The 24,203-nt window shown below is 48.1% G+C and carries 24 protein-coding genes and 1 tRNA gene; 12 read left to right on the forward strand and 13 right to left on the reverse strand.

Annotated elements, in window-relative coordinates:
• Positions 1 to 119 precede the first annotated feature (119 nt).
• The 8 genes from OEY64_03425 to OEY64_03460 all read left to right on the forward strand — a co-directional run bounded on the left by OEY64_03425 (position 120) and on the right by OEY64_03460 (position 9,153).
• Positions 120 to 1,247, forward strand: coding sequence for a glycosyltransferase (locus OEY64_03425; GenBank protein ID MDH5541997.1), 1,128 nt, complete (start codon positions 120 to 122; stop codon positions 1,245 to 1,247).
• Positions 1,244 to 2,419 (forward strand): radical SAM protein, encoded by a 1,176-nt coding sequence (locus OEY64_03430; GenBank protein MDH5541998.1) that lies wholly within the window; start codon positions 1,244 to 1,246, stop codon positions 2,417 to 2,419. Before OEY64_03425 ends, OEY64_03430 begins: the two co-directional genes overlap by 4 nt.
• A gap of 41 nt (positions 2,420 to 2,460) precedes the next feature.
• On the forward strand, positions 2,461 to 4,134 hold the full coding sequence (locus OEY64_03435) for a glycosyltransferase family 39 protein (protein MDH5541999.1): 1,674 nt from the start codon (positions 2,461 to 2,463) through the stop codon (positions 4,132 to 4,134).
• Positions 4,135 to 4,374: 240 nt separating this feature from the next.
• On the forward strand, positions 4,375 to 5,793 hold the full coding sequence (locus OEY64_03440) for a YeeE/YedE family protein (protein MDH5542000.1): 1,419 nt from the start codon (positions 4,375 to 4,377) through the stop codon (positions 5,791 to 5,793).
• A 33-nt stretch (positions 5,794 to 5,826) separates the two neighbouring features.
• Positions 5,827 to 6,084, forward strand: coding sequence for a sulfurtransferase TusA family protein (locus OEY64_03445; GenBank protein ID MDH5542001.1), 258 nt, complete (start codon positions 5,827 to 5,829; stop codon positions 6,082 to 6,084).
• Between the two features lie 28 nt (positions 6,085 to 6,112).
• Positions 6,113 to 6,244, forward strand: a complete 132-nt coding sequence (locus OEY64_03450; GenBank protein ID MDH5542002.1) for a hypothetical protein — start codon at positions 6,113 to 6,115, stop codon at positions 6,242 to 6,244.
• A gap of 67 nt (positions 6,245 to 6,311) precedes the next feature.
• The gene (locus tag OEY64_03455; protein ID MDH5542003.1) at positions 6,312 to 7,691 is read left to right on the forward strand and encodes an FAD-dependent oxidoreductase; all 1,380 of its coding nucleotides are present in this window, start codon (positions 6,312 to 6,314) and stop codon (positions 7,689 to 7,691) included.
• A gap of 7 nt (positions 7,692 to 7,698) precedes the next feature.
• Positions 7,699 to 9,153, forward strand: a complete 1,455-nt coding sequence (locus OEY64_03460) for a B12-binding domain-containing radical SAM protein (protein MDH5542004.1) — start codon at positions 7,699 to 7,701, stop codon at positions 9,151 to 9,153.
• Positions 9,154 to 9,270: 117 nt separating this feature from the next.
• Here the strand turns inward: OEY64_03460 and OEY64_03465 are convergent, their stop codons facing one another.
• Complete coding sequence (locus tag OEY64_03465; GenBank protein MDH5542005.1) at positions 9,271 to 9,429, reverse strand: hypothetical protein; 159 nt, start codon at positions 9,427 to 9,429, stop codon at positions 9,271 to 9,273.
• A gap of 265 nt (positions 9,430 to 9,694) precedes the next feature.
• Here OEY64_03465 and OEY64_03470 point away from each other — a divergent pair, with 265 nt between their 5' ends.
• Positions 9,695 to 10,963, forward strand: a complete 1,269-nt coding sequence (locus tag OEY64_03470) for a hypothetical protein (protein MDH5542006.1) — start codon at positions 9,695 to 9,697, stop codon at positions 10,961 to 10,963.
• Between the two features lie 171 nt (positions 10,964 to 11,134).
• On the opposite strand, the gene OEY64_03475 is transcribed toward OEY64_03470, so the two are convergent.
• The 6 genes from OEY64_03475 to OEY64_03500 form a co-directional block, all read right to left on the reverse strand.
• Positions 11,135 to 11,437, reverse strand: coding sequence for a DsrE family protein (locus tag OEY64_03475; protein MDH5542007.1), 303 nt, complete (start codon positions 11,435 to 11,437; stop codon positions 11,135 to 11,137).
• 19 nt (positions 11,438 to 11,456) lie between these two features.
• Positions 11,457 to 11,624 carry a hypothetical protein gene (locus OEY64_03480; protein ID MDH5542008.1) on the reverse strand — a complete coding sequence of 56 codons (168 nt, stop codon included), beginning with the start codon at positions 11,622 to 11,624 and terminating at the stop codon, positions 11,457 to 11,459.
• Positions 11,625 to 11,636: 12 nt separating this feature from the next.
• A complete protein-coding gene (locus OEY64_03485; protein MDH5542009.1) occupies positions 11,637 to 11,903 on the reverse strand; it encodes a hypothetical protein in 267 nt (88 codons plus the stop codon).
• A gap of 24 nt (positions 11,904 to 11,927) precedes the next feature.
• Positions 11,928 to 13,295, reverse strand: coding sequence for a rhodanese-like domain-containing protein (locus OEY64_03490; protein MDH5542010.1), 1,368 nt, complete (start codon positions 13,293 to 13,295; stop codon positions 11,928 to 11,930).
• A gap of 82 nt (positions 13,296 to 13,377) precedes the next feature.
• The gene (extI, locus tag OEY64_03495; GenBank protein MDH5542011.1) at positions 13,378 to 14,601 is read right to left on the reverse strand and encodes a selenite/tellurite reduction operon porin ExtI; all 1,224 of its coding nucleotides are present in this window, start codon (positions 14,599 to 14,601) and stop codon (positions 13,378 to 13,380) included.
• A gap of 21 nt (positions 14,602 to 14,622) precedes the next feature.
• Positions 14,623 to 15,048: a hypothetical protein gene (locus OEY64_03500; GenBank protein MDH5542012.1), complete on the reverse strand. Its 426-nt coding sequence runs from the start codon at positions 15,046 to 15,048 to the stop codon at positions 14,623 to 14,625.
• Between the two features lie 363 nt (positions 15,049 to 15,411).
• Between OEY64_03500 and OEY64_03505 the strand changes: the two genes are divergently transcribed.
• Both OEY64_03505 and OEY64_03510 read left to right on the forward strand, forming a co-directional pair.
• Positions 15,412 to 16,695, forward strand: coding sequence for a rhodanese-like domain-containing protein (locus OEY64_03505; GenBank protein MDH5542013.1), 1,284 nt, complete (start codon positions 15,412 to 15,414; stop codon positions 16,693 to 16,695).
• A 131-nt stretch (positions 16,696 to 16,826) separates the two neighbouring features.
• Positions 16,827 to 17,156 (forward strand): cation transporter, encoded by a 330-nt coding sequence (locus OEY64_03510; GenBank protein MDH5542014.1) that lies wholly within the window; start codon positions 16,827 to 16,829, stop codon positions 17,154 to 17,156.
• 114 nt (positions 17,157 to 17,270) lie between these two features.
• Here OEY64_03510 and OEY64_03515 read toward each other — a convergent pair whose 3' ends face one another.
• The 6 genes from OEY64_03515 to OEY64_03540 form a co-directional block, all read right to left on the reverse strand.
• A complete protein-coding gene (locus tag OEY64_03515) occupies positions 17,271 to 18,488 on the reverse strand; it encodes an HD domain-containing protein (protein MDH5542015.1) in 1,218 nt (405 codons plus the stop codon).
• A gap of 14 nt (positions 18,489 to 18,502) precedes the next feature.
• A complete protein-coding gene (locus OEY64_03520; protein ID MDH5542016.1) occupies positions 18,503 to 19,174 on the reverse strand; it encodes a hypothetical protein in 672 nt (223 codons plus the stop codon).
• 527 nt (positions 19,175 to 19,701) lie between these two features.
• A tRNA-Arg gene (locus OEY64_03525) sits at positions 19,702 to 19,778 on the reverse strand.
• Between the two features lie 62 nt (positions 19,779 to 19,840).
• The gene (gene yihA / locus OEY64_03530) at positions 19,841 to 20,413 is read right to left on the reverse strand and encodes a ribosome biogenesis GTP-binding protein YihA/YsxC (GenBank protein MDH5542017.1); all 573 of its coding nucleotides are present in this window, start codon (positions 20,411 to 20,413) and stop codon (positions 19,841 to 19,843) included.
• A 109-nt stretch (positions 20,414 to 20,522) separates the two neighbouring features.
• Positions 20,523 to 21,812 (reverse strand): DUF1015 domain-containing protein, encoded by a 1,290-nt coding sequence (locus OEY64_03535; protein MDH5542018.1) that lies wholly within the window; start codon positions 21,810 to 21,812, stop codon positions 20,523 to 20,525.
• Between the two features lie 16 nt (positions 21,813 to 21,828).
• Positions 21,829 to 23,487, reverse strand: coding sequence for an SPOR domain-containing protein (locus OEY64_03540; GenBank protein MDH5542019.1), 1,659 nt, complete (start codon positions 23,485 to 23,487; stop codon positions 21,829 to 21,831).
• Between the two features lie 293 nt (positions 23,488 to 23,780).
• Between OEY64_03540 and OEY64_03545 the strand changes: the two genes are divergently transcribed.
• Entirely contained in the window at positions 23,781 to 24,179 is a 399-nt protein-coding gene (locus tag OEY64_03545; GenBank protein MDH5542020.1) for an acyl-CoA thioesterase, read from the forward strand.
• The last annotated feature ends 24 nt before the right edge of the window (positions 24,180 to 24,203 follow it).

Raw genomic sequence — 24,203 nt, forward strand, 5'->3', positions numbered from 1 at the left:
GAAGTTCATCCCGCTATTTGTACCAATGGCTAAACGAAATGTGCATTCCCCGTCCATATATGTATCCCGGAGCATGCAGAGACCTTTAAAGGGCTGACGCTCTTCTGTATACTCAGCGGATGCCTCCACTGATATCCATTATCATCCCCGCGCGTAACGCCGAAGCTACGCTGGCCGTATGCCTTGAAGAGTTAATCGCGGATGACCGCCAAGAGATTGAGCACCACCCCTGCACCCCTCCTCATAGCTTCGCTAAGGAGGGGAAAGGAAGCGGGGACTCCGCTTCGTATGCAGAGGGGAGAGGAAATGAGAATCACGTTTCGAAATCGGGGGAGAGTGAGGGGAGGTTTTCCATTGAGGTAATAGTTGTGGACGACGCGTCGGAGGACGGCACTGCCGATATTGCCGGAAAGTTTCCGTGCAGAGTCATCACGTTGCCGGTACATTCCGGCGCGGCAAAGGCGCGCAACGCAGGGGCGTCTCAGGCTAAGGGTGAGATACTCTTCTTTACTGACGCAGATTGCGTTTTTACGCCGGGTCTGCTCGGCCTGATCCTGAACTCTATCAAGGATGTAAATGAGGAAATCGTTCTCGGCGGGACATATACGGAGTTGTCTTACGACCGACGCTTCTTTTCAGATTTTCAATCGCTCTTCATAAACTATTCGGAAACAAAGCATGCCGACAATCCTGACTATGTCGCGTCGCACGCGATGGCGATGCCGGCCCGGCTCTTCAGGGAGCACGGCGGGTTCAGGGATAACCGCTTGCCGATAGTAGAAGATGTGGAATTCAGCCACAGGTTGCGGAGGAGCGGGGCGAGGCTTCGCATAGATCCCGAGATGAAAGTGGGGCATATCTTTAATTTCAATTTATTCAGATCGCTTAAAAACGCCTTCAGGAAAAGCAGGTACTGGGTCGTCTATTCAATCGGAAACAGGGATCTCTTTGCCGATTCGGGAACAGCTTCAATTGAATTGAAAGCGGATGTCGCCGCGCTAATTCTGTCTTTGTTGCTCCTTGCGCAAGGGGGCTTCGGATATTTAAATTTTATTGCCGCTCTTCAGGCATTGAACATCTATATCAGCAGGGGGATTCTTTCCTCCTTCTTCCGCGCGGGCGGGAAATTGTTCGGTCTTGGCTCCGCGCTATATTATCTGACGCTATATCCTCTCGCCGTTGGAGCCGGAGCTTTTGCCGGGGTGGTAGAATATCTCCTTGGAGAACGGAGGAGCGCTCAAGGATGAAATATTCACCATTCCGGCATATGAGCTCGGTGATCTGGAAGCGAAGGCCGATCCAGTTTACCTTTTTCGTCACGAGGAGATGCAACGCTGAATGCGGCCACTGCTTTTATCTCTCAAAGGGGAGGAGGGGCAGCATGAAGGAGGAGACTCGCCGCGGCGAGTTTCATTTGCGCTCTGCCAATGTGGAATACTCTGTTTCGCGTGGCGAAGATGATCCTTCAAGACAAGAAAACGGTAACGAGTTGTCGCTCGCAGAAATCGAAAAAATATCGTCGTCACTTGGCTCACTCCTCTGGCTGGCGTTTTCCGGCGGTGAAATATTCCTGCGGAGCGATATCGCGGAGATAGCAAAGATATTTTACAGGGAGAACAGGCCGACATTCATTCTTCTGCCGACGAACGGTCTTTTGCCGGAAGTGATAGCCGAAAAGACGGAGGAGATTCTCCGCGCCTGTGAAAAGAGCAATATCGTGGTGAAACTTTCCATCGACGGTATTGGAGAGGAGAACGATGCGCTCCGCGGCGTGAAAGGGGCGTTCGAAAAAACATTAATGACATGCGAGATGCTTGCGAAACTTCAGGAGAGGTACAGAAACATCGATCTGGGTGTGAACACGGTATTTACCTCCGCGAATCAGGAGAGGATGGGGGATATCCTCGATTTCGTAAAAGGCATGAAAGGGGTGCGAACCCATACCGTTTCGCTCGCAAGGGGCGATCTCTCCGATGAATCGCTGAAAAATGTCGACCTCGAAAAATATAATGAAACCATAGGGAAGCTGGAGTTTTCGCACAAGAACGAGAAGCGCGGCGTGTACGGTTTCAGCGGAGCAAGGCTTAAGACCGCGCAGGATATCGTACAGCGTAGGCTGATCTACGCCACAGCGAAGGAGAAGGTGAAGCATACGGAATGCTACGCCGGAAAACTTACCGCAGTGCTTACGGAAACTGGAGACGTATATCCTTGCGAATCGTTCAATAGCAGGATTGGGAACGTGCGCGAGAGCGGATATGACATCAGGAAAATGCTCAATGGTCCAAAGGGTAGGGAGATCGTCGCCGAGATAGGGGAGAAGGGCTGTTTCTGCACGCATGAGTGCTATACGATGATGAACACCCTTTTTAATCCCGCATCCTACCCGGCGCTTGCACGGGAATATATGCAGATCTAACAGCGGGCGATTTCGGAGTGGAAGCAGAGGGGATTGGCAGGATGAAACTAAAATCAGATGACAAGATCGTTCTATCGGCGATCCTCATAATAGTGTCGGTATTTATTCAGTTCATCTTCAGGAGATTCGACGATAACACCCTGGCTCGATGGGGATGGGTATTCTACGGCGCGGAAATGGGGGAGGTATATCTATTTTTAGTACTTGCTCTTGCCGTGGCGTTTATGGTTTCAAAGCTGGAATCTCCCGGCAGATATCCGCGCACTTTTCTGTTTGCACTCTCATTTTTTGCCGCTGTGCCGGCTATGGGGATGCCTGAAATCATCTTGGACGCGGGGAGGTATTTTCTTGAAGCAAAGCACCTGGAGATGTATGGGGCCGGATATTTTTTAAGCGAATGGGGGGGCGGAATACCTGTATGGACAGATATGCCTCTTGTCCCGATGATATACGGTTTGCTTTTCAGTCTGTTCGGGGAAGAGAGAATATATGTTCAGCTTTTCAACATGGTTCTCTTCTCATCGACTGTCGTAATTACATTTCTTATTGGAAAGGAGCTTTGGGACGAGGAGCGGGGTTTTTACGCAGGCCTGTTTCTGCTAGCTATTCCCTATCTCCTTACGCAGGTTCCGCTGATGATGGTGGATATCCCGACGATGTTCATGACCACCGCTTCATACTACGTTTTTATCATCGCGGTTCGAGAGGGGAGCACACAATATCTTTTGTTGTCGCCTTTTATGATATTTCTAGCTGTGTTGACGAAATACTCCGCGATACTCCTCCTTGCCCCTTTGCCTGCACTCGCCTTTGTTATAAGCGACCATGAGGCAAAAGTTGTGCTTAAAAGGGTGGCCCTGGTATCTGCCGCTCTTCTCCTGTTGGCATCTCTTGCCGTTCTCGGTATGGGGGAGACGATATTAAAGCAGGCAAGACTGTTCATGGAGTATCAGGCTCCAAGGCTCGATTCTTGGGGAGAGAGCCATGTATCAACCTTCCTTTTTCAGGTTTCCCCCTTTCTTGCGATATTTTCCCTGATAGGCGCCTATACATCCTATAGGGAAAGGGATAAAAAGTTTCTTGTCGTTCTCTGGATAGCAGTGATCGCGTTCCTGCTGGAACTAAAAAGGATACGGTATCTGCTCCCTCTTTTTCCGATGCTTGCCTTGGCGGCTTCCTGTGGAGTGTGCAGCCTGGGGGAGAGAGAAGTGAGGCGGTTTGCCGGATTTGGGATAGTGTCCGTTTCGCTGGCCATTTTTTACCTGCTATATCTTCCGTTCCTCGGGTCGATAAGCACAGCCAATATAAAGGATGCTGGGGAATTTATCGATACGCTTAAATGCGGTTCGGTAGGCGTTTATATATTGCCGCAAAAAAATTCCAAGGCTAATACGGAGATAGCAATACCGCTTCTCGACATATTCAGCGATAAGGAGATGGTAAATATTCCGAACATGGAGATGAGGGCCGATGATGAAGCTCAGGCATCGTCACTGAGGTTCACCTGGGCGCCCGACTGGGGGAAGTTCGCAAGGAGGATCTCTCCTGATGAAAAACTTCCAATAGCCGTTGTATCGAGCGAAAAACTTATTGAGGCGCCTATAGAAATTATTAATAACCTCGAAGAGCATGGGACTTTGGCTCTTTTCGAAAAGTCGACAAATGCTTTTAAATTTAAAACATATGTGACCATTTTCGGGAAAGAGTGTTCTTGAGTGAGGAAAAATATAAGATGATTGGATAACCCCGGCAGATATTTCCTTCATCGGGAAATATAAAACATGGTATTCTGATACCGCAAACAGGGGATGTTGAATAGTCGATTGCCTGAAATGCGAATCGTGTTCCAGCTTGCTGAATACGAAATAGAGCAGGAACGACATTGGCGTTTACACTGGGTTTTTTCAAGTGGGGCTCATTTGCGCGACTCAAATAATGCGGAGGGAAGATAACAGGTGGACGAAAGCATAAGAAGAAAATGGATAATCGTCATCCTCTCCATTTTTTCAATAGGGAGTGTGATCGCTCTTTTATATGACGAGTACAACATGTATTTCGTCGCCTACATATGGTTCGGCTTCATATACGGGATGTGCCTGCAATACGGCAGATTTTGCTTTTCATCAGCGTTTCGCGACCTTTTTGCGGTAGGGGTGCCGCGAATGGTGGTTGGCATTATGATCGCCACGATACTTTTCAGTTTCGTGTCATCATTCGTGATGGCCTCCGGGATGAGCGGTTTCCACTCCGCGCCTTTCGGGATCCATTCCATAATTGCTGGGCTGATTTTCGGTGTCGGGATGGTTCTTGCCGGCGGTTGCGCCTCCGGCTCGCTCTACAAGACGGGTGAGGGGAATGGAACCTCCCTGCTGGTTGTGATTTCACTCGCGACGACTCTCGCGATTTTCGTCGACATTGGAGGTTTTGCAAATTATTTCGTTCCAAAAAAATGGGCCGAGTCGGCCTTGACCAAGAACCTTCCAGATTCAATTACTGTAAACGATGGATGGATAGATCAATTCCTTGCCGGTCATATCTGGAATCTTCCCACAACCAGGATCTCAAAAATGCTGGGGATGGATAGTGAAAGTTTTTCAGGTGTATTCTTTGGAGATTTCCTGATAGGGACAACCGTTCCGGCAGTTCTTCTCCTTATCATCGTCTATTATTTCTGGGCCAGGAAACAGCACCTGAAGAAGGTTAAGAAGGAGAGGGGGGCTGAGCCGGTCCTCAGAGACGACATTCAAGGCTTTTGGACTATGGTTATCTCATCTAAAAGGACCTCGATTGCGGGTTTGGTGCTCGGAGTGACAGCTGGACTTCATATATATGTAATGCAGGGGTTGCGAGTAAAATTCGGCATAGACAACGGCGGAACCCTGCTAAAAAAAATGGGATGGGATTCGGGGTTGTCGATCAATGGCACGGTATTCGACCCCGGCTACTGGTATGTGACCTCACAGGAGGGGCAGTGGGCGGCATGGGTAATGGACAAACTTGGAATAAATGTGATGGACAACATATTTTTCGGATATGTGAACGGCATACCGAATCCTCTCGTGAACGGGCCGGGGTGGATGTCGATCGCCCTTATTTTCGGCGCGGCTGTCATTGCCCTTATCAATAATGAATTCAAGCTGAAAATGCCTACAAGAGAACTAGCTGTATGGGCCATACTCGGAGGTTTTCTCATGGGTGTCGGCTCCAGGATAGGGCTTGGATGCAACGTAGGAGCGTTTTTCGTAAGGACTGCAAACGGCGATCCCAACGGCTGGTTCTTCGGCATTGGGATGATAGGCGGAGCATATATCGGAGTCAAATTCTTTGCATGGTGGACGGAACGGCAGATGGCGAAGGAGATGGCCGCTTTTTAATGAAATAAACGGATAATATAGGAGGGATACAAAATGGCGATGACGTTTGAAAAGAAAGGCGATGGGTTGTACGAACTCAATGTTCAGGGATTCGTATGCCCGCATCCGCAGTTATACACAAAAAAATCGCTGGAAAAGGTGAATCCCGGCGATGTCATAAATGTGATATTCGATAATCCCTCCTCAGGAGAATCGATCGCTTCAATGTGTGAATCACAGGGGAACGAAATTATCGAGAAAAAGGAAGAGGGCGGGAAACTGATTTGGTCAATAAAGAAATCAGAGGATTGATTTCCTCAGAATATTGCCGGGAGAATATATGAGCAGAGATCTCTGGATCGTAATTATTATCGTTATGGCATTTTTAGGTTTCCTGCTTGGATACAGTTCGTCCGCGTTTGTGTCCGGTACTGATGCGGGGCACAAGGTTGAATCATCCGGTTATAAATAATCACTCGGCATGACAGAAGCGCTCAGAACCGGAGAGGCTTGCTGAATGGATACTTTACGGTTTTAACATGAATATAATTCTTGGCGGGGGTCTTGCCGGGCTTTCCGCCGCCCACCTCCTTTCGAAATCATCAGCCAATATTACCCTGTTCGAAGAGGGTGAAACCGTTGGCGGCCTCGCGAGAACCATTGAGCATAACCGGTTCAGATTCGACCTCGGCGGACACAGGTTTATAACACGAAACAAGAGGATCATGGATTTCGTATCGTCGATCCTGAATGACAGCTATCTGACGGTCCCGAGGAAAAGCAGTATATACATGTTCGGGAAATATTTCGACTACCCCCTTAGGCCGGCAAATGCGGTGTTCGGTCTCGGTTTGCGTACAACATTACAAATTCTCGGTGACTACATCGCCGCCACGGCAATGAACGGTATCGCGCCAAAAGAGATAAGATCGCTTGAAGATTGGGTTGTAAGCAGATTCGGGCGGAAGATGTTCAACCTCTATTTCAAGGGATACAGCGAAAAGGTTTGGGGGATAGAGAGTAGCAGGATAAGCCAGGAGTGGGTATCGCAGAGGATAAAAGGGCTTTCCATGTGGTCGGCCCTCAAGAACGCATTCTTCAAGTTTTCAGGGGGCGACATAGATACTCTTGCCGACTCTTTCATCTATCCTGAAACGGGGATCGGGGAGATATCGGATAATCTCATGCGGTCGCTTGGAAACGGTAACGCCGTATTTTCAGGCGCGAGGGTGGAGAAGGTGTTCCACGAAAATTTCACCGTAAAGTACGTTAAAGTAAGAACCGCAAGCGATACGATTGAAGCGGAAGGGGGGGATTTTGTTTCCACAATCCCGCTTACCGAGCTTTTAGGGATGCTGGATCCCGCTCCGCCGGAGGATATTCTTGTTTCCGCGAAGAGGCTTAAATTCAGGGATCTTATAGTTGCGGCGGTGATGCTGGAGAAGCCCGCTGTCAGCGACCTCACATGGCTCTATCTTCCTGAGAAGGACGTGAAGATAGGAAGGATCCACGAACCTAACAACTGGAGCCGCGCGATGTCCCCTGCCGGATTCACCAGCATAGTTGCAGAGTATTTCTGCAACAGGGATGAACCTCTCTGGAAGGAAAGGGATGAAACGATCGCGGAGAATACAGCCGACCTGCTTGAGAAACTCAATTTCATTTCGAAGAGGGAAGTTGCAGGAAGCAAGGTTGTAAGAGTGCCTTACGCCTATCCTATTTTGGATGTCGGGTACAGGGAGAGCTATGATAGGGTCATGCGATACCTCGGCTGTTTCTCAAATCTTCACCTCGCGGGGAGAGGGGGGACCTTCCGGTATCTAAATATGGATAGCGCAATAGAGTCGGGACTGATAGCGGCTGAAACAATATTGGATAGAGGGCCGCGCGTAAAGGAAGAATCCCTTTTGCCGGTATAGATGAATAATGAAATGTGCCCTGGTAATACCCCCCTGGCAACCCGGCGATATTTTCCCGGAGAAAACCGCATCATCCCAGATTAACTACTGGCAGCCACTCGGGACCCTGTATGTAGGGGCCGTTCTGAAAAACGCGGGGCATGATGTGGTCTTCCTGAATGGGGCGTTCCTCTCGAATGAAGAGATTCTCGAAAAACTGCATCAATTCAAACCCGGTTTCGCCGGAATATATTCCACAGCCTTTGGGTGGAAAGGGGCGGTGCGCCTCGCTTCCGATATCAGGAAAAGAACCAGCAACGTCTTTATCACTGCCGGAGGGCCTTACCCGTCCGCGGCAAAAGGGGGAGCGTTAAATGGTGCGGAGGATATCGACGCCGTTGTGACAGGTGAAGGGGAAGTGACAGTTCCGGAACTGGTGAAGAGGCTTGAAAAGGGGGAGAGCCTCGCAGGATTGGAAGGGGTTATTTACAGGGAGAGTGGGGAGATAGTCAGCAACAACGAACGGAAACTGATAGACGACCTGGATTCCATCCCTTTTCCGGCCCGGGAACTGCTTGGCGATTTCGAAAAATATCTCCCGGCCCCCGCGACATACAGAAGGAAGCCGGTAGCGGTGATGATGACGTCAAGAGGGTGCGACAGAAAGTGCATTTTCTGTTTCCAGTTCGACAGGGAGAGGAAGAGCGGCATCAGGTACAGGAGCGTTGAGAATGTCATGGAGGAGATTGAGTCGTGTCTCAGGGCGGGGTACAGGGAGATAAAGTTCATCGACGATACCTTCACATCAGATTACGACAGGGCTATGCGGATAGCATCGGAGATAAAGCGAAGGAAGCTTGATTTCACTTGGTTTGCCTCGGCAATAGTCAACCAGGTGGATAAACCGCTTCTCAAGGCTTTCAAGGAAGCGGGGTGCTGGGCAATACTCTTTGGGGCTGAAAGCGGGGTTCAGGCGAATCTGAATACTCTCAGGAAAGGGACCACCGTAGAACAGGTCAGAAAAGGGGTCAGGGAAGCAAAAGAGGCCGGTTTAAAGGTATTTACCCCGTTTTTAATAGGAATTCCCGGGGAAACAAGGGAAAACCTCCAGAAAACGATAGATTTCACTCTCGAAATAGACCCTGATGTGGTCAATTTCCACTACCTCACACCATTTCCGGGGACGGAACTGCACGACAACATCGCGAAATACGGCTCCATGTCGGACGACCTTACGGAGTACACCTATCAGGGGGGGGCGTTTGTCCCGCACTCCATGAGCAGGGGGGAGATGGCCGAGATGCGAAACCTTGCTTTCAGGAAGTTCTATACAAGGCCGAGGTTCCTATTTCGCAGGACGCTTGGACTCCGTTCAGCCGACGATCTGAAAGCGGCCTTTAGTGGACTGAAAAGTCTCTTTTGGATACTGAAGGAGAAAGCCCTGTTCAGGCGGAAAAAGGAAAAGCTTTCAGGAAGCTGGTAGATCGGCTGCATCCTTCTGTATGTAATAACAATACCCAGATATCCAGAATCACAAATTTCCCGAATATTGGCGATCCCTTGAGTTAGGCCCCTTGCCGGGAAAACCGTAATGAAGCGGTCAGTATCCGCCAGTGTCTGTAGTGGTATTCGTCGATGTGTTAGTGGATGTGGCCGTGTAGGTCTTATCCTCGTATTCGCTTCCACAGGAAAAGAGGACAAGTGCGACAATGCCTGTAACGGAGATGAATTTAAAAATATCAGAAAAGATACTCTTCATTATTTTTTGCGCATCCTAATCAGTTTTTATTCAAAATTAAAATTCACTTATCAATATAATATAACATAGCCAAAATGAGCCGTCATCGAAAAAATACGATTTAACTATTTCATTTTCGCGATAGAGGCCGACTCTAAAAGAATATTTAATGCAAACATAAATATAATTGTCAGTTGTTTGCCGGTTGGTGTTTGTGTAGGATACGGTTTAATGGTGCAATTAGGTGTTTTACAGGTGTACTTAAAACAGAGAGGGAGGGTTTAAAATGGGAAATTTCAGGAAATATCTTAGCACGCGTATTACGCTATCAATATTCACAGCTGTGGCTTTGGCCACCGGAATAGCGGTATACGCTGGTTGCGCAAAGACCGAAGATGAGAAGACCACGAATACTACCTATGAAGGGAGATTGTTTGTCGCGTCAACCGATGGCGCACACGTTGCCGTTGCAAAGGTGACTATTGATCCTTCGGCAACACCATACATAACCGTGAACGAACTGAAAAGAATAAAAATCGCTGAACAGGCATATGCCACTGCCAAGACTCACAACATCCATGACGTCAGGCTCAACGCCGATGCTTCAAAGCTGTACTACTCTTCCATAAAAGAGGATGCCGCAGGTGGAGCGACAAACGGCAGGACGCATGTCGGATATGTTGACCTGACCAATATTGATAGCGCAGACTTTTTTACAACTGCACCAACAATCGTAGATGCTTCCGTTGATACTGCCACTTCATCGGTAGGAAAGCTGGCATACTGCGCCTCCGGCCACACCACAGATGTGCATATTCCGGTAGGAATGGCAACCCCGGCGTATTTCGACGCAATACCCAAAAGTGCAATTACTGCAGGCGCGACATTGACTTCAGGTTCCAATATTAAAAGGACTGATGTATCTTCATTCTATGACAATACGGACTACACTTGGGCACACGGTAGTTCGAACGCCGATGGTAGCAAGCTTTACCTGGCAATGGGGAAAACCACAGCAGGAAACGGCGGGGCTTCTACCGCGTTCAACGGCACCTGGGATGTTAGGATCCTGAAAATGGCTGACGTAACAGCAGGTACTGTGGGTTCAACCTCGGTGCTTGATTCCGGCTCATTAACAGGCCTTACGGCAGCCGCTTCCGGCGTACTTCCTTCAATGGCGTTCCGCTCATCATGGACGCCCGATGATTCAAAGATATTCCAGGCTGGTGTTGACAGGTTCGTGGTATTCGATGCTACAGACCTTTCCAAGGCCCCGCTTGTAAACACCAAAGAAATCGGTGGAACAAGGGTAAAGGTTGAGAATCACGATGCGGCATCAACACCGGACGGCAAATACGCGGTTCTTACTATCCGATCAAGGGCAACTGCAACCGGTGTTGAGGATGGCGGGGTACAGCTCTTCGACATTGCGAACGGTAAACAGCTTGGCGAACCGGTAAGTGTATGTAATGCATGTCACGAACTTACAGGTCCGGTTACAACAGACAGGAAGCTCTGCGGTATTACCGTTGATCTGACAGCTGTCACGAAATAAAGAAGGATCAGTTTTTCCTGATGGGGAGCGGCGAAAGCCGCTCCCTTTTTTTTTTTACACTTAAGACCGCGGTCGTCTGGCGGTTCGGCGAAAGCCGCTCCCTATATAGATTTATAAACTGGTTTTGGTTCCAGGGATGTCATTCCCGCGGAAGCGGGAATTCAGTGGAAACTAAAGGACGATTACCTTGTCCGATTCGTTGAACATGATCGCGTTGTTCAGCTGGCTGGAAGCCTTTATCTCTGCCGGAATGTTGCTCTCGTCGAAATTCATGGATTTTGCGCTGTGCTCGCAGAAGCTCATGGAGATTTTCTCATTTTTGGAGAGTCCTGAAAACGCTGCATCGTTCAGAAGATGAAGCCCGGCATCCATGATGAAGAATGTAACCTCGTCACCACGTTTCACAGCGGCATTTGCCAAGCCGACGGCGGCATCGCGGTATTTGTCAGTATTGAGATGAATTCCAAGTTTCATAATATGCCTCCCTTCGCCGTTACCATGAGACAATCTTGTCGCTGGCGTCTATCAGTTCGATGATCTTCGCGTAATCCTTTTCGCTGTTGAGGTCGATCTTAGTCACATCCCCCTCCTTTTCCAGCGCTTCAATGATCTCTTTCATATCCTTGTCAGGCTGTTTCTTCTGCATGAACAAAATTTTCATCCTCTTCTCTCCTCAGTAGGGGGCCACAATGTCGGCCTCGGCGAGCCTTTTGGCTATTTCCGAGTTTGATATGGTGGTGAATCCGGGATTGTCGCTGTTTGAAAAAACTTCCACATCCATCATCTGCATTGTTTCAAGATTGTGGAGGTTCTGCTCGCTGTTTTCGAGTTTGCCAAGAAGAAAAAGGGTCGGGACGTCATCAGCCAGGAGCAGTCCAAGGGTCATCCTCAAAGCTTCCCCCTGTCTGTCAGTTGCAATTACCGCGATTTTTTTTGGCATGTTCTGCATCCTCACAAATAATTTTCATTTACCGTAGCCGCCGGTTTCGGCCTGTCCAATCTCCTCGCTTAGAGACTGTATTCCAGTTTTGGTAGATACGACGTAACCGAATAAATAGCCTGAGAAGAGGGTAAGTACCGCGATCAATATCCATGTCGCGGTGGTCATGCTGTGATCCTTCCTTCCAAGAAGGACGATAAATCCGGCATAGACCGTGATGGCTCCGAAGAGAAGGAAGAGGGTGTTCACATTGGATGCGTCGCTGATTGCCTTCTGTTCGGCTTTAAGCCTGTTGTTTTCCGCTGTGATGTCGTTCATCTTCATCTGCGCGCCAAAGAAGTCAAAAAATGTCTGGCCTTCCACCGGCAGGCTGAGGTTGCTTCCCCAGTCCTTCCACGATTCCGGATAGAGGCGGACATCGCTGAAGCCGGCGGCTTTCATCGCAAGGAGGGCCATGCTTGCCCTTGCGCCTGTCTGGCAGTAGACAACGACAGGTTTATCCTTTGGAACTGAAGCAAAGAGCTGATTCAATCTCTTTACGGGGGCCAAGTCGCCTGTCTGGGGATTTATCGTCAACATCCAGTCAATGTTTATTGCTCCGGGGATATGCCCCCCTCTCAGAGCCCGTATGTCCTGTCCAAGGAATTCACGGTCCGACCGCGAGTCGACAACCGCAATTTTTCCGCTCCCAGCGTTCTGTTTCAGGAATTCCGCGTCGACCCTCATATTCTCGCGAAGTTCAGGCTCGAAGTCGGCCGGCTCGGCCTCTATCGTATCGGTGGAGAGTATGCCGCCGATTTCCTGCCAATCTTCGATCCCCCCGGTATAGACAAGTACGTTTTTTGATCCGAGGTATTCGAGCACCCACCCCATGTATGAGGCGAACATTGAGCCTCTCTCTCCGTGAACAATTACGGTCATATCACGGCCTACCCCGTAATCGCCGAGGATGGCGGCTATTTCATCAGGGGGGTAGAGGTGCTGGGTGCTGTCCATAAGTTCGAAGAACGGTGCGTTTACTGCGCCCGGAATATGTCCCTTGGAGAACTCCCCATATCCGCGAACATCCAGAAGAAGCGCACCCTCTCTGGCTGCCGATTTTACATTTTCGCTACTGCCAAGAGAGAGGGCGTATGAAGTCTCCGGCAGGAGAGCCAAAACGAAAAACAGGAGCGGGAAGAGTAGCGGCAATCTCCTCGCTCTGGTCCAAAGAGGTATGGGACGTGAGAGTATCGCGCGAAGCCCCTTCTTCATGCGGAGTAAGAGCCTGTCTGTATGTTTTGACCTCGCGACCGGCTGATGCGCCTGTCTGCGGAGAGGCGTATGAAACCTGGGGAATTTGGCAAAATGCGCGGGGTGGACATGAAACGACCCAAAATAATTCCTTCCCACTATTATTATTCCTCCATCCTTGTTCCTGATGCTTTTCTGTCTATCGTGCCTTATTGTTTCAGAGCTGTATGCGATCCGGTACCTAGAAGATCATTTGAACCTGGAAAGTAGTCGTATTGAAATCCTGATATGCCGGATATGTCGGATCGGTTTTCAGTTCCTTCTTTTTGTAGGCGGTCATGGAGTAGTCGAGGGTGAATTTCATGACGCCGATGAAGTAATTGATCCCCCCCTCGGTCTGGTTCAGCCCCTGATTTCCAACCGTGCCGATCCTCGCGAATTTCCAATCCTCATACTTGACGAAAACCTGTATCTCTCCGGAACCGATCTTTGTTCTCGGCATGAAGGCGGCGTCCACATAGTATCCGTTTCGTTCGCCGGAAAGGCCGTACGAGGTCGTATCGGGCTCCTTCCCCTTGTATGCGCCGTCCCACGAGAAATCGAACATTGCGCTGGTGAAGGTAAACGTTCCCGGCAGCATCGGATATTCGAAAAAGAGGTCAACGGTTGTTGCGGTGTAGTCTTTTTCATCGCTAGGTTCGACACCGCCAAGGTTGCCGAACACTGCGGAAGGCTCGTACGAGACCCCCGCTCCGATTGTAAGCACTTTCCTTCCTCCAAGGTAGGTGGCAAGATACCCGTAGTCTGCTTCCGGGTCGAGCAGCGAGAGATGAAGCCTCCCCTGATAGCGGAAATTGGAATGCGGTTCCAGGTTGGAGCCGTAATCGCCATCTCTCCCTTCAAGGAGGCCAAGCCGGTAGCTCAATTTCGCGTCGAGAAGGTTCCCCCATACCGCGAAACCGTTGTCCCTGCTGAGGCGGTACGGTTCGTATATGTAAGCAGATCTCTCCAGGGTAAGGGCAGAACTGCAACCTTCATTGTTCGAGCGGCTGAAAGGGGGTTTGAACATCCCTGCCTGGAGCTGGAAAGCGTCTGTCAGATAGAAACTGAGGGCCGAATCGAGTAGTTTCATCCCCTCGTTACCGCCGGCGGGGTAAACGCCGTTGGAGCGTATCCGTCTGTCGGGGGTATGTTCGTATTGGGCCTGGACGTAGTATGAGATGACATCGCTAACTTCGCCTGTAAAGCCGAGCCTGTTGCGTCGGAAATGCATGTCGTTCGTAGCTTCTGTCTTGTCCGGGCCGGAGCCGGTATCGCGCGACTGTAGCCAGAACTGGAAATAGTAGAAGATCTTCGGTATCTGCTCCTCCTGGGGGAACGCCGTTCCCGGGGTTGCCAAAAGGAAAAGCAGGGAAAATCCGGCAATAATTCTTGAACAGTATCTGTTGCGAAACAAGCTTGTCATCCGCTATCCCCTTTCCCTGTTTTACATGCTAATGAGTTGTGCCGTGCGAACCTCTTGATCTATTGAAGAGGTATTGTAATCCTTCGATTTATCGGGGATCCCCTCCATGTGGCATGAACCGCAGGAAGAGGCTGTATCGGTCATAGGCTTGTTTCTCATCTCCGCGTGGGCGGCATCCTTTGATTTGCTCCAAGGCTTCCCGCCGTGACAGCCGGGGCATGAGTTCTGAACCTTTGAATGATCCTTGTGCCATTGAACAGAGTCTGTATACCCCGCCTTTTTCTTTTGGACATGACAGGTAAAGCATGATGTCAGCTTCCCGGCGGTATATGCCGCTGAAGCTACGGAGCCTCCGAAATCAGACGTAGAGCTTGGAAGCAGTGTCGCAAGGAAATAAAGCATTATCGCAAAAGCGCCAGTCAAGCCGAATCGAAAATTTGCGCTCATCGAAAAGACCCCCCTTTACAAAAAAAGATATTGTCTGCAAACCTTTTGAAAAAACATCCCAAGGGCATAATTCGTTTACCAAAACGATTGTTATCCTACTCAGAAATTATATGACAACTATAATTGTATAGCTATTCAAAATATTCTTTATGCTACCTGCAAATTAAATATTCCCTACATATATAACCGAGTGGTAAAAGAGTTATTTGCATTGGACTTTTTATGGGATATAGCTAAAATGATGCTTGACACTTGGGAGTGTTATTAGTGTTCTATTGGATATGCTTCATTTTTTAGGAGAGGGGAAATTTCATGGATTCGAAATACTTTGTACCGGGGAAATTGTGGCGATCTTTCGGAATTTTGTCAGTAGCGCTTGTGCTCGGGGGCCTTATGGCGCTTAGCGGATGCGCGAAGGACGAGGATACAACAGACACAACGTCAAAATGGGATTCTGCCGCAAATATTGTCCAGACATCCGATGCGGATTACGACAATAACACCAACGGTATTATCACAGCTGCTACCCTTAAAACATGGATCGATGACTGGGCCACGAACAAGCCGACAGGCATTACCGGCAATCTCGTTATTATGAGCGTGTCCGATGGCGGTACCGGAAGGGAATTTCTTGCGTCGGGAACCGGCATTAAGTCCTATAAAGTAACAACTTCAGGTCTGGTAGAGACACGATCAAACGGCGTGACCGAAACCCCTTCAATGGTACTTAGCGGCGCCAAAATGGACCTGTTTCTTAAATTGTACGGAATTGATCCTTCGGCAGACATGATCGTCTGGGTTATGGGATCCGCAACGAATGGTGGTCCAGCCATGCAGGCAGGCCGCGGCTGGTACCTCTTCCGATACTGGGGCGTAGAAAAGGAGCACCTTGCGCTACTCAATGGCGCGCTTGCTGTCCACACTACCGATCTTCCTGATTCATACTTCACGGCAACCGCGGATACGGCTCCTGATACTGGTACATTCTCGGTTAAATCTCTTTCAGCTGACAACACCGCTCTACAGGCAAGCCTTGGCGAAATGTTCGACGTTGCGCAGGGGAAGAACCTCCCTTCGGGTGGAGCATTCCTCTGGGATGCGAGGAGCGCAGCCGAGTATAACGGCGATGCGGCAAAAACAACAGGTACAACAGCAACTCAGGGATGCGGAACTGGAACCAACCCGCCGTGTATTTATGTAGCCTTCGAAGGGACCATCAAGGGTGCTGTGAACCTCGAATACACGAATCTCTTGGATGCTACAGCGGGTTATGCGTACAAGAGCAAAGCTGATATTTCGACTTTGGTCACCACATTGGGCTACACCTCCGGTGAAACTGTTTACACCTGGTGCAGGACTTCATACCGAGCGATGGTAACGATGATTGCGAGCAACGTCATACTTGGCAATCCGGCAAAGGTATACGATGGCGCGTGGATAGAGTGGGGTCAGCTTTCGACCAATCCAGATAAGGCCGGGAATCCTGTGATGCCATCCACATCCCCGTGGCTTACCGATGTTGCGGCTCTCTCCGACAACATTACCAAAAACACATCTGCTAACGTAGAGCCTCTTGCTGTCATTACTAACGCCGCCGCTGCAAGCGCGGACGCGATAATCGTGGCTGACAAGGCTTACAAGAACTAGTTTTTAAATTCGTTTCAGCCCCTCTTCCCGTAAAGGGAAGGGGGGCTTTTTTTTGGCGTTCGGACGTTCCCGATTCTCTATTCACATCCTATGATTGTGTAAAGTTCCTCATGGGTGCTAACATTGAACGTATGAAGCATTTATGCAGAACCTATTCGATACTCCTTATATTCTCGCTATCCATTCCCCTTTTCACGCTATCCGTCAACGCAGAGGAGAAAAAAATATCGACCATTCCCCTTACGGTAAAAGGGATGATCTGCGGACAGTGCGAACGTCCCGTCAAACGGGCAATAAAGAATCTCGACGGCGTAAGCGGAGTGAAAGTAAAGATTGACCGCGCCAAGAGGGAAGGGGACGTAACGGTCACCTACGATCCGGAAAAGGTCACCCCCGAACAGGTCATCGATGCTGTAAACAAATCCGGCTATCAGGCGGAACTGAATAGCCCTTCCCGGTAATCTGTTTTATAGTCTCAATCTTGAACTTTTTCGTAAAACGTTTCCCGCTAAAAGGAGACCGCCTTCAAAGCTTTAATTGTATGATTTAAAGGTTTCTGCAAAACCAAGAGTGATTCATAAAGATTTGCAAACTTTCATACATTTCTCAAAACATTCTATCCGATATTGCATCAATATCGAATTAATGTCGTTTGGTTTTATGCTTTCAAATCTTTTGGGATTAATGCCTAGCATCTTGGTGGTCTTTTTACATACTTTGACGGCAGTCTCCCATTCTTTAATATCAAGTGTTCCATGATCTGCTTCAATAACATCCGGCAACCAACCCTCAATTCCGGCTTTTAAGGCATGCATGACCTTTTTCAATTTGCTGGAAGTTCTCATCTTCGACCACTCATTTAGTGACTGGTGTAAACGGCAAGTACATTTGACTGATTTCCTGATTAACGATGAGAGACGAAGTCGATCGCACGTTTCACCGGCAATTTGGAAACCAGCCTCGTCGTGACCAAAATGGTGAGGATAATTGCCAGGATCTGTACCCAGTTTGCCGATATCATGGAGAAATGCCGCCAGCCTGGCTATTGCATTGTTTGTAAGGCTGACTGCCCTATCTAATACTTCGCAAGAGTGTGAAAACAGGTCTCCTTCCGGGTGGTATTTTTCCGGACCTGCTGGAACCTTTTGCATTTGAAATATTTCCGGGAAGTAACACCCTCCAATCCCTGTCTCCACCATTCGTTTGAAAAACAGGCTGGGATTCATCCCTTCCATGGCTTTTAGCATTTCCCTGGTAAAGCGCTCTACAGGGATGTCATTTAGCGCAATTTTCCAGTTTATTGAGTCCACTAGATATTTGGTCTCTTCAGTTGCCGTCCAGCCATTTGCCTCAAATCGAAACATCCGGAAAATTCTGGCCGGATCATTTATGAACGTATTTTTGGTACATGCTTTTAAAGAACGGTTCTTTAAATCGATTAACCCTTCCAATGGATCTATAAATTCTCCGGATAGATTGATTGCTATTGCATTTACGGTAAAATCCCTTCGTTGCAATTCTTCGTTTAACGTTACGCCTTCTGCGGGAATAGTTGCTTCAACGACCCCTATTGCTGGTATTTTTTGTACGTAAATCGGATCAGTGGATTTTCCTAGAATCTTCCTGAAGCCTAGCTGGGTAATTTGGTCTTTGGATAAAAAAGTGATGATATCTACATCTTCACGATCCTCGCCAAGCATATCGTCCCGAATTGCTCCACCAGTTATAAAGACATTTTTACAGCACTCTGGTGGGAAAAATTCTCGAAAAATTCTAATTGTATTTGTCAGCATAGGATTTAAAGCACTTATTCAATCAGTGTTTCGTGATCTTTTATCTTGTTAGTCGATTTGTAGTCGTCAACGTAATATACATTAGCATATGCGCCCATGTATTCTTTGAGGCTTGTGGCAATGTTTCGTCCAGTCTCGATAAATTCATTAATTTCTTTACTGTCGGGGGGGGATTCGGAATTTACATGTGGTGGGATTTTTCCATGAGACCAGTGAAAATCATCAATTCTCTCAACATACCAATCATTCCAATCATCAAGTCGTTTTTGAATATCGGAGGGGAGCTCTAAACCCCCGCCAATAATATCTCCTTTGTAATAAGTCCAGACACAACATCCAATGTCTGGCATTACCCTGAGCATCATTGGAACCGGATTGTTTTTATATTCAACATATGTTTCGCAGTCCAGGTAGTTTTTTAATTGTGTTGCAAGTTTGTATCCCTCTTTATCAAAAGCTTCCCAGTTGAAATTATCACCCTGCAGATCAGGCTGGCAGTTCCAATGCCATTCGATCCATTTGTTGAAATCCATGCAAAGTTCTTTTGGTAGCTTAAGGCAAGAATGTTCAATCATTTTTCCTGCTGATGTCTGCAAAGGTTCATCGAGGATCCAAATGCCAGAGCTCCCAAATTCTGGCCAAACGCGGTAGTAAGGAGGTTTTGGCTTGTACTTTTTAAATTCCATTAGTCCCATGATCCTCTCGACTTAAATATCATTTTCATATTGTTGCATTTTGGGCAAATGCAGATAGTGTAATATGTATTTCGCACATTCTGTGCCCGTGACAAGCTACAGTGATAATGCAGGGTTCACTGACGGCAATAATGAGAAGAGGAACCAAGGCAGATGCCCTCCCAAAAGGAGTCCCCTAGCCATACGTCCTAAGCCGACAGTTCCCCTAATAAATATTCATCGCAATAAATCTATTTAAATATAAATGAGTAAACTAAAAAATGCAAAAAATATCGATAACTGGTCAGATTGAAGTGGAGAAAACCAAAAGAATATCTTTGCGACCGGAGGGATTCTATTGAAAGGCATGAATTTGCTAACGCGACAGCATCGTGGTGCCGCTGTTCTTTGCTTCCCGTTCGCATAAAGGACGTCCTGTCCGTGAACGCTCCCTGTTCGGTCGCGTACGCTCACTCTGCTTCGAATCTCGTTTTCATGGGATTTGTCAAAAACATCTCCCTTTTCGAGGCAGATTTATTTGGCGCGCCCGAGAGGATTCGAACCTCTGATCTTCGGAACCGGAATCCGGCGCTCTATCCAGCTGAGCCACGGGCGCACATTAAGACAAAGTATATCGTTAAACCTTCAACTTTTGCAGAATTTTAAGATAACAGCTTTTCAGATCAAAAGAGGGGTGATCGCGCCCCATATCTCGTTTCGTCCCTGCTTGCTCAGTGTTGATGAGAGGATCGGTTTTGCACCGAGTATTCTCTCGATGATGGCGGAGGATTGGGCGCATTTGTTTTTTGAAAGTTTGTCCGCCTTGTTCGCGACAAGTATATGCGGAATATTCTTGTGCCGGACCCATTCCGCCAGCATGACTTCCAGATCGTTAGGTTCTCTCCTTACGTCGACAATATGGATCAGCGCCTTCAGCGTCTCCCTTTTGGAGAGGTATTCCTCTATCATCGGTTTCCATTTTGCTATTTCAGATTTATCACCTTTGGCGAATCCGTAGCCGGGGAGATCTGTGAGGATGAACTTTTCGTTTATTTCGAAAAAATTGATAGAGCGGGTCTTTCCAGGTGAAGAGGAGGTTTTTACAAGTTTTTGCCTGTTCAGAAGTAGGTTCATGAGGCTCGATTTTCCGACGTTTGAGCGCCCCGCGAATGCGATCTCCGGCATGCCGGTTTTGGGCCATCCCCCTTTATCAAAGGCGCTGGTTATAAAATTCGCAGATACAATTTTCAAGTTAACGATCCTGTCAAATATATGGAGCCGCAGGGCGGAAATGGAAGAGGCCGTTTCCGCCAAAAAAAAGGAGTTGCCTTGATAGTAAAGGCAACTCCATCAAAATATGCTAGTAAAGAGGATTAATAACGAGGCCGCTGACAAGTTTTGGATAGAAGTAAGTCGACTTCTGCGGCATCTTGAGCCCCGCTGATGTGACCTTCTGCATATGCTCGACAGGCGTGGGATTGAGGAAGAACGCGAGCTGGAAACCTTCCGAATCGACCTTTTCAGCGGTCTTCTGTATCTCCTGCGAATATTTTACGTTCGACTGCGCGGCAAGCTCCTTCTGTCCTATTCCAAGATGTGCTTCAAGTATCTTGTTGTGCAGGATACCGACATCCAATTCGTCAAGAGGATCCGAAGAGGCTTTTCCTTTATACTTGAGGAAGTGGTAATTGCCGTTTCCAGAATAGAGGCCAAATACTCCATGGGGAGATAGCGCCATTTTTTCGGAAAGGCCTGTTTCCGCATCGTCGTTCCTGTTTCCATTTTGGGAAGATATCTTTTCGATAGAGAATTCGGATTCGAGTTTTTTCAGGAAATCGTCCAGGTTGAAATTCTTGAGGTTGAAAATCAGGCGGTGCGTTGGGAGTATGGTAAGACCTTCCGACTCTGTATTGGTGAAGTACATCATAACGTATTTCACGTCTTCGGTAGCTTCCCCCTTGGCGACCATCTCCTTGTAGTAGTTAAGTGCGGTTTCATACCTGTGATGTCCGTCGGCTATCAGGATGGATTTTCCCGACACGATAGAAGCAAGGCGGGAAATCCAGTTAGTGTCGGTAACCCCCCAGAGGGAGTGCGTTAATCCGTCGTTTGTGGTGGTGGTGATATCTGGAGCGGTCGATGATATTTCACTCAGAAGCGCGTCGCTCTTTTTTTCCTTGTCCGTATACAGCCCAAATATCTGGCTGAAATTGCACCTGCAGGCTCTAGTGAGGTTTAAGCGATCCGCCTTCGGGCCGGCGAGAGTCTTTTCGTGAGGGACGATTGAACCCCCGAAATCCTCAAGTATTTTCCTGGCGACAAAGCCGATACGCGTCTTTTTTGTCCCTTCCACTTCGTATGACTGGGCGTACACATAGATGGCTTCGGTTTCGTCCCGCTTCAGTATCTCTTTTTTGAGCCAGCTTTCCAGATCGGCGGCGGAGCGGGTATATCTGTTGTTATTTGGTGTGTCGGTGTCGAATTCCTTGCCGAGGATCAGTCTGACAATATTATATTCATTTAATTTGTACAGTTCGTCCTGCTGAGCTGGTGATATAACGTCGTAAGGGGGAGCTAGCAGGGTCTCCGGTTTTCCTGCCATGTCGAAATTGTAGCGCAATCCCCTGAACGGTTTTATCGAATCGGTCATTTGTGTTCATCCCTTCCTACGGTGTTAAAATTTTAAAGGAAAATTCGTTTTCCCTGATGTTGTTGTATGCTTCGAGGGCTTTCTCCCTAGACGCGAAAGCTCCAAGATAAACGCCATACCTTGTCTTACCCAAATAGCTCTTCTCCAGAAGGTAAGGGGAGTATCCGTATTCCCTGAGCTTGTTGTACACAAACTCGGCATCTGCCCTTTCCGCCGAAAGATTAGCCTCCAAAGCGAAAGGGAATTCTAACACTTTTGTGAATTTTTTTCCCAGTCCTTTTAAGTTGCGTGCAATTTCTTCAGCTTCTGAGCGGGATTTTGCCCTTCCGATAATGGTGCGGAATCCTTTAGAGGGGAAAATATATGAGCTCGCCTCGTATGCCTCAAATCCTGCCGCCCTGAGGCGCTCAATGCCGGATTTGGTTTTTTCCGCTTCGGTTGAATACCCGAGGTAGACAACCCATGGGCGCTTATTGTCTTCACTCTTTTTCGGGATGAAGTCTTCACTCGCTATCTTCAGGCCGTTGGAAGTGTCTTTGATCATCATTTTCTTCAGGCCGAAAGAGGCGAAGGTATCGCTTTGGAACCACTGCTTGAAATGGACCTTTACCAAATCCCCTTCTCTTTTAATGGCGGGATTTTCTATTTCTATTTCGATATTGGTTTTATTCCTGTTAAAGGCAATTCTCCTGCCGAGAAAGTCGTCCCTCCCCAGTCCGCGTGAATCGTTGAAATCGGTAGAGTAGTAATTTGCAAGAGCCTCCTCGTCTTTTCCTTTCCAGTCGGCCTTCCACCTGTCGATGAATTTTAAAACCTCACCGTCCGGGATGAATCTTGCCAGCGGAACATCAGCCTCAAAATCTCTGGGATCAGGCCTCGCTTTAAGTTTTTCGAGATGGGCATCCAGAACCACCTTTGCTTCCATAAAGGTATACTGTGCCGCCTTTGATTCAATATTTTCATAGGAAATCGTTTCGCCTACTTTTAGCTTGTGAATGTTTTCGTCAATAAAGGCATGTTTGTTGTTGTTATAGAGGGCAAGGGCGACATGCGGTCGAATGCTGACAGGGATGTCAAGTGACCTGATTATTGCCAAAAGCGTATCACCTTCATGAATAACACGGGATCTTTCGCGTTTTTCGACGCCGGAATATTGTGCCGGGTTCTTCCTGACAAGCGCATTGCTGATCTTCGGGGGGAGAGTGGAGACTTTTATAGGAGGCCTATCTTCAAGAGGGAGAGGCTTCTTCCCGGCATCGGCAATCGTTTCATCTCCCGGGAGCTCAAGAGAGAGGCTCTTTCGGAAATTCATTGCCAGAAAAAAGTTCTCCATTATCGTTCCGTTTCCGGAGCTTGCCTTGATGACAAGGTTGAAAGTGGATTCCGGGACTGGTTTGTCGGAATAGACAAGAATTCTCTGCCTTGCGGGGTTGGAAGGGTCGTTTTTGATCTTTACAACCAGATTATCCATGAAATCGGGTCTTTTTATCTGCATCATCTGGTAATCGAGAGGGGTGCCTACTTCGGCTTTCAGTTCCGTTTCGCCGGGGTCGGTTATCACAGGTATTTCAGCTGTAAGGGTTTTACCCTTTGAAGCCTTTACTTCAATGTTCCCAAGCCCGAGCGCAGATGCGTGGTCTGCGGAAAATCCCGCCCAAAAGAGCAGCAAAAACAAAGTTTTAAAGCGCATTATGCCCCATATGCAATTCGTTTACATTCAGCAGTGAATACATTTGCAACTCCTCAATACACGCAAATGTCTAACTGCGCTATTTTATTCAATTTTTCAGGTAATTCCAATAACAGAATTACCGACAATTTGTGCAGAAAATTTGTCATCGGCGCATTTTGAATATTTCGTTGGATAGGGGGGAGGGGAGACGACATAATCATACAATATCCAATTTTATGGATATCTATCCATACGGACATGCGATAATGTCGTAAAATTGGCATTTAAGGAATTATATGAATACAGATTCAGAAGACGTTATCCCTTTAGACAGACAACCCGATCTGCGTGTTCTTGCAATGCCGAGGGACGCGAACTCGTTTGGTGACATTTTCGGAGGCTGGATAATGGCGCAGGTCGATATCGCAGGCGCAGTTGTCGCGAGTAAAAAAGTGAAGGGGAGGGTTGTTACCGTAGCAGTAACCGAATTCCAGTTCAAGAAGCCAGTGTTTGTGGGGGACCTCGTAAGCTGTTTCGGCGAGATAGTAAAAATCGGCAAAACCTCCATTACGGTAGACGTCTGCGTATATGCGGAACGGGGGATGAGGGCAGGCGAGACAATAAAGGTCACCGAAGCTCAGCTGGTTTATGTTGCAGTTAATCCAAATGGAGAACCGATACCTATCCCGGCATAAATCAGGATGAGTCGTGAAAGCCAG

Source organism: Nitrospinota bacterium, assembly GCA_029881495.1.
Taxonomy (GTDB): domain Bacteria; phylum Nitrospinota_A; class UBA7883; order JACRGQ01; family JACRGQ01; genus JAOUMJ01.

Coding starts and splice junctions, on each gene's coding strand:
- OEY64_03425 (MDH5541997.1), top strand. CDS start 120: ATGCCTCCACTGATATCCATTATCATCCCCGCGCGTAACGCCGAAGCT.
- OEY64_03430 (MDH5541998.1), top strand. CDS start 1,244: ATGAAATATTCACCATTCCGGCATATGAGCTCGGTGATCTGGAAGCGA.
- OEY64_03435 (MDH5541999.1), top strand. CDS start 2,461: ATGAAACTAAAATCAGATGACAAGATCGTTCTATCGGCGATCCTCATA.
- OEY64_03445 (MDH5542001.1), top strand. CDS start 5,827: ATGGCGATGACGTTTGAAAAGAAAGGCGATGGGTTGTACGAACTCAAT.
- OEY64_03450 (MDH5542002.1), top strand. CDS start 6,113: ATGAGCAGAGATCTCTGGATCGTAATTATTATCGTTATGGCATTTTTA.
- OEY64_03455 (MDH5542003.1), top strand. CDS start 6,312: ATGAATATAATTCTTGGCGGGGGTCTTGCCGGGCTTTCCGCCGCCCAC.
- OEY64_03460 (MDH5542004.1), top strand. CDS start 7,699: ATGAAATGTGCCCTGGTAATACCCCCCTGGCAACCCGGCGATATTTTC.
- OEY64_03465 (MDH5542005.1), bottom strand. CDS start 9,429: ATGAAGAGTATCTTTTCTGATATTTTTAAATTCATCTCCGTTACAGGC.
- OEY64_03470 (MDH5542006.1), top strand. CDS start 9,695: ATGGGAAATTTCAGGAAATATCTTAGCACGCGTATTACGCTATCAATA.
- OEY64_03475 (MDH5542007.1), bottom strand. CDS start 11,437: ATGAAACTTGGAATTCATCTCAATACTGACAAATACCGCGATGCCGCC.
- OEY64_03480 (MDH5542008.1), bottom strand. CDS start 11,624: ATGAAAATTTTGTTCATGCAGAAGAAACAGCCTGACAAGGATATGAAA.
- OEY64_03485 (MDH5542009.1), bottom strand. CDS start 11,903: ATGCCAAAAAAAATCGCGGTAATTGCAACTGACAGACAGGGGGAAGCT.
- extI (MDH5542011.1), bottom strand. CDS start 14,601: ATGACAAGCTTGTTTCGCAACAGATACTGTTCAAGAATTATTGCCGGA.
- OEY64_03500 (MDH5542012.1), bottom strand. CDS start 15,048: ATGAGCGCAAATTTTCGATTCGGCTTGACTGGCGCTTTTGCGATAATG.
- OEY64_03510 (MDH5542014.1), top strand. CDS start 16,827: ATGAAGCATTTATGCAGAACCTATTCGATACTCCTTATATTCTCGCTA.
- OEY64_03515 (MDH5542015.1), bottom strand. CDS start 18,488: ATGCTGACAAATACAATTAGAATTTTTCGAGAATTTTTCCCACCAGAG.
- OEY64_03520 (MDH5542016.1), bottom strand. CDS start 19,174: ATGGAATTTAAAAAGTACAAGCCAAAACCTCCTTACTACCGCGTTTGG.
- OEY64_03535 (MDH5542018.1), bottom strand. CDS start 21,812: ATGACCGATTCGATAAAACCGTTCAGGGGATTGCGCTACAATTTCGAC.
- OEY64_03545 (MDH5542020.1), top strand. CDS start 23,781: ATGAATACAGATTCAGAAGACGTTATCCCTTTAGACAGACAACCCGAT.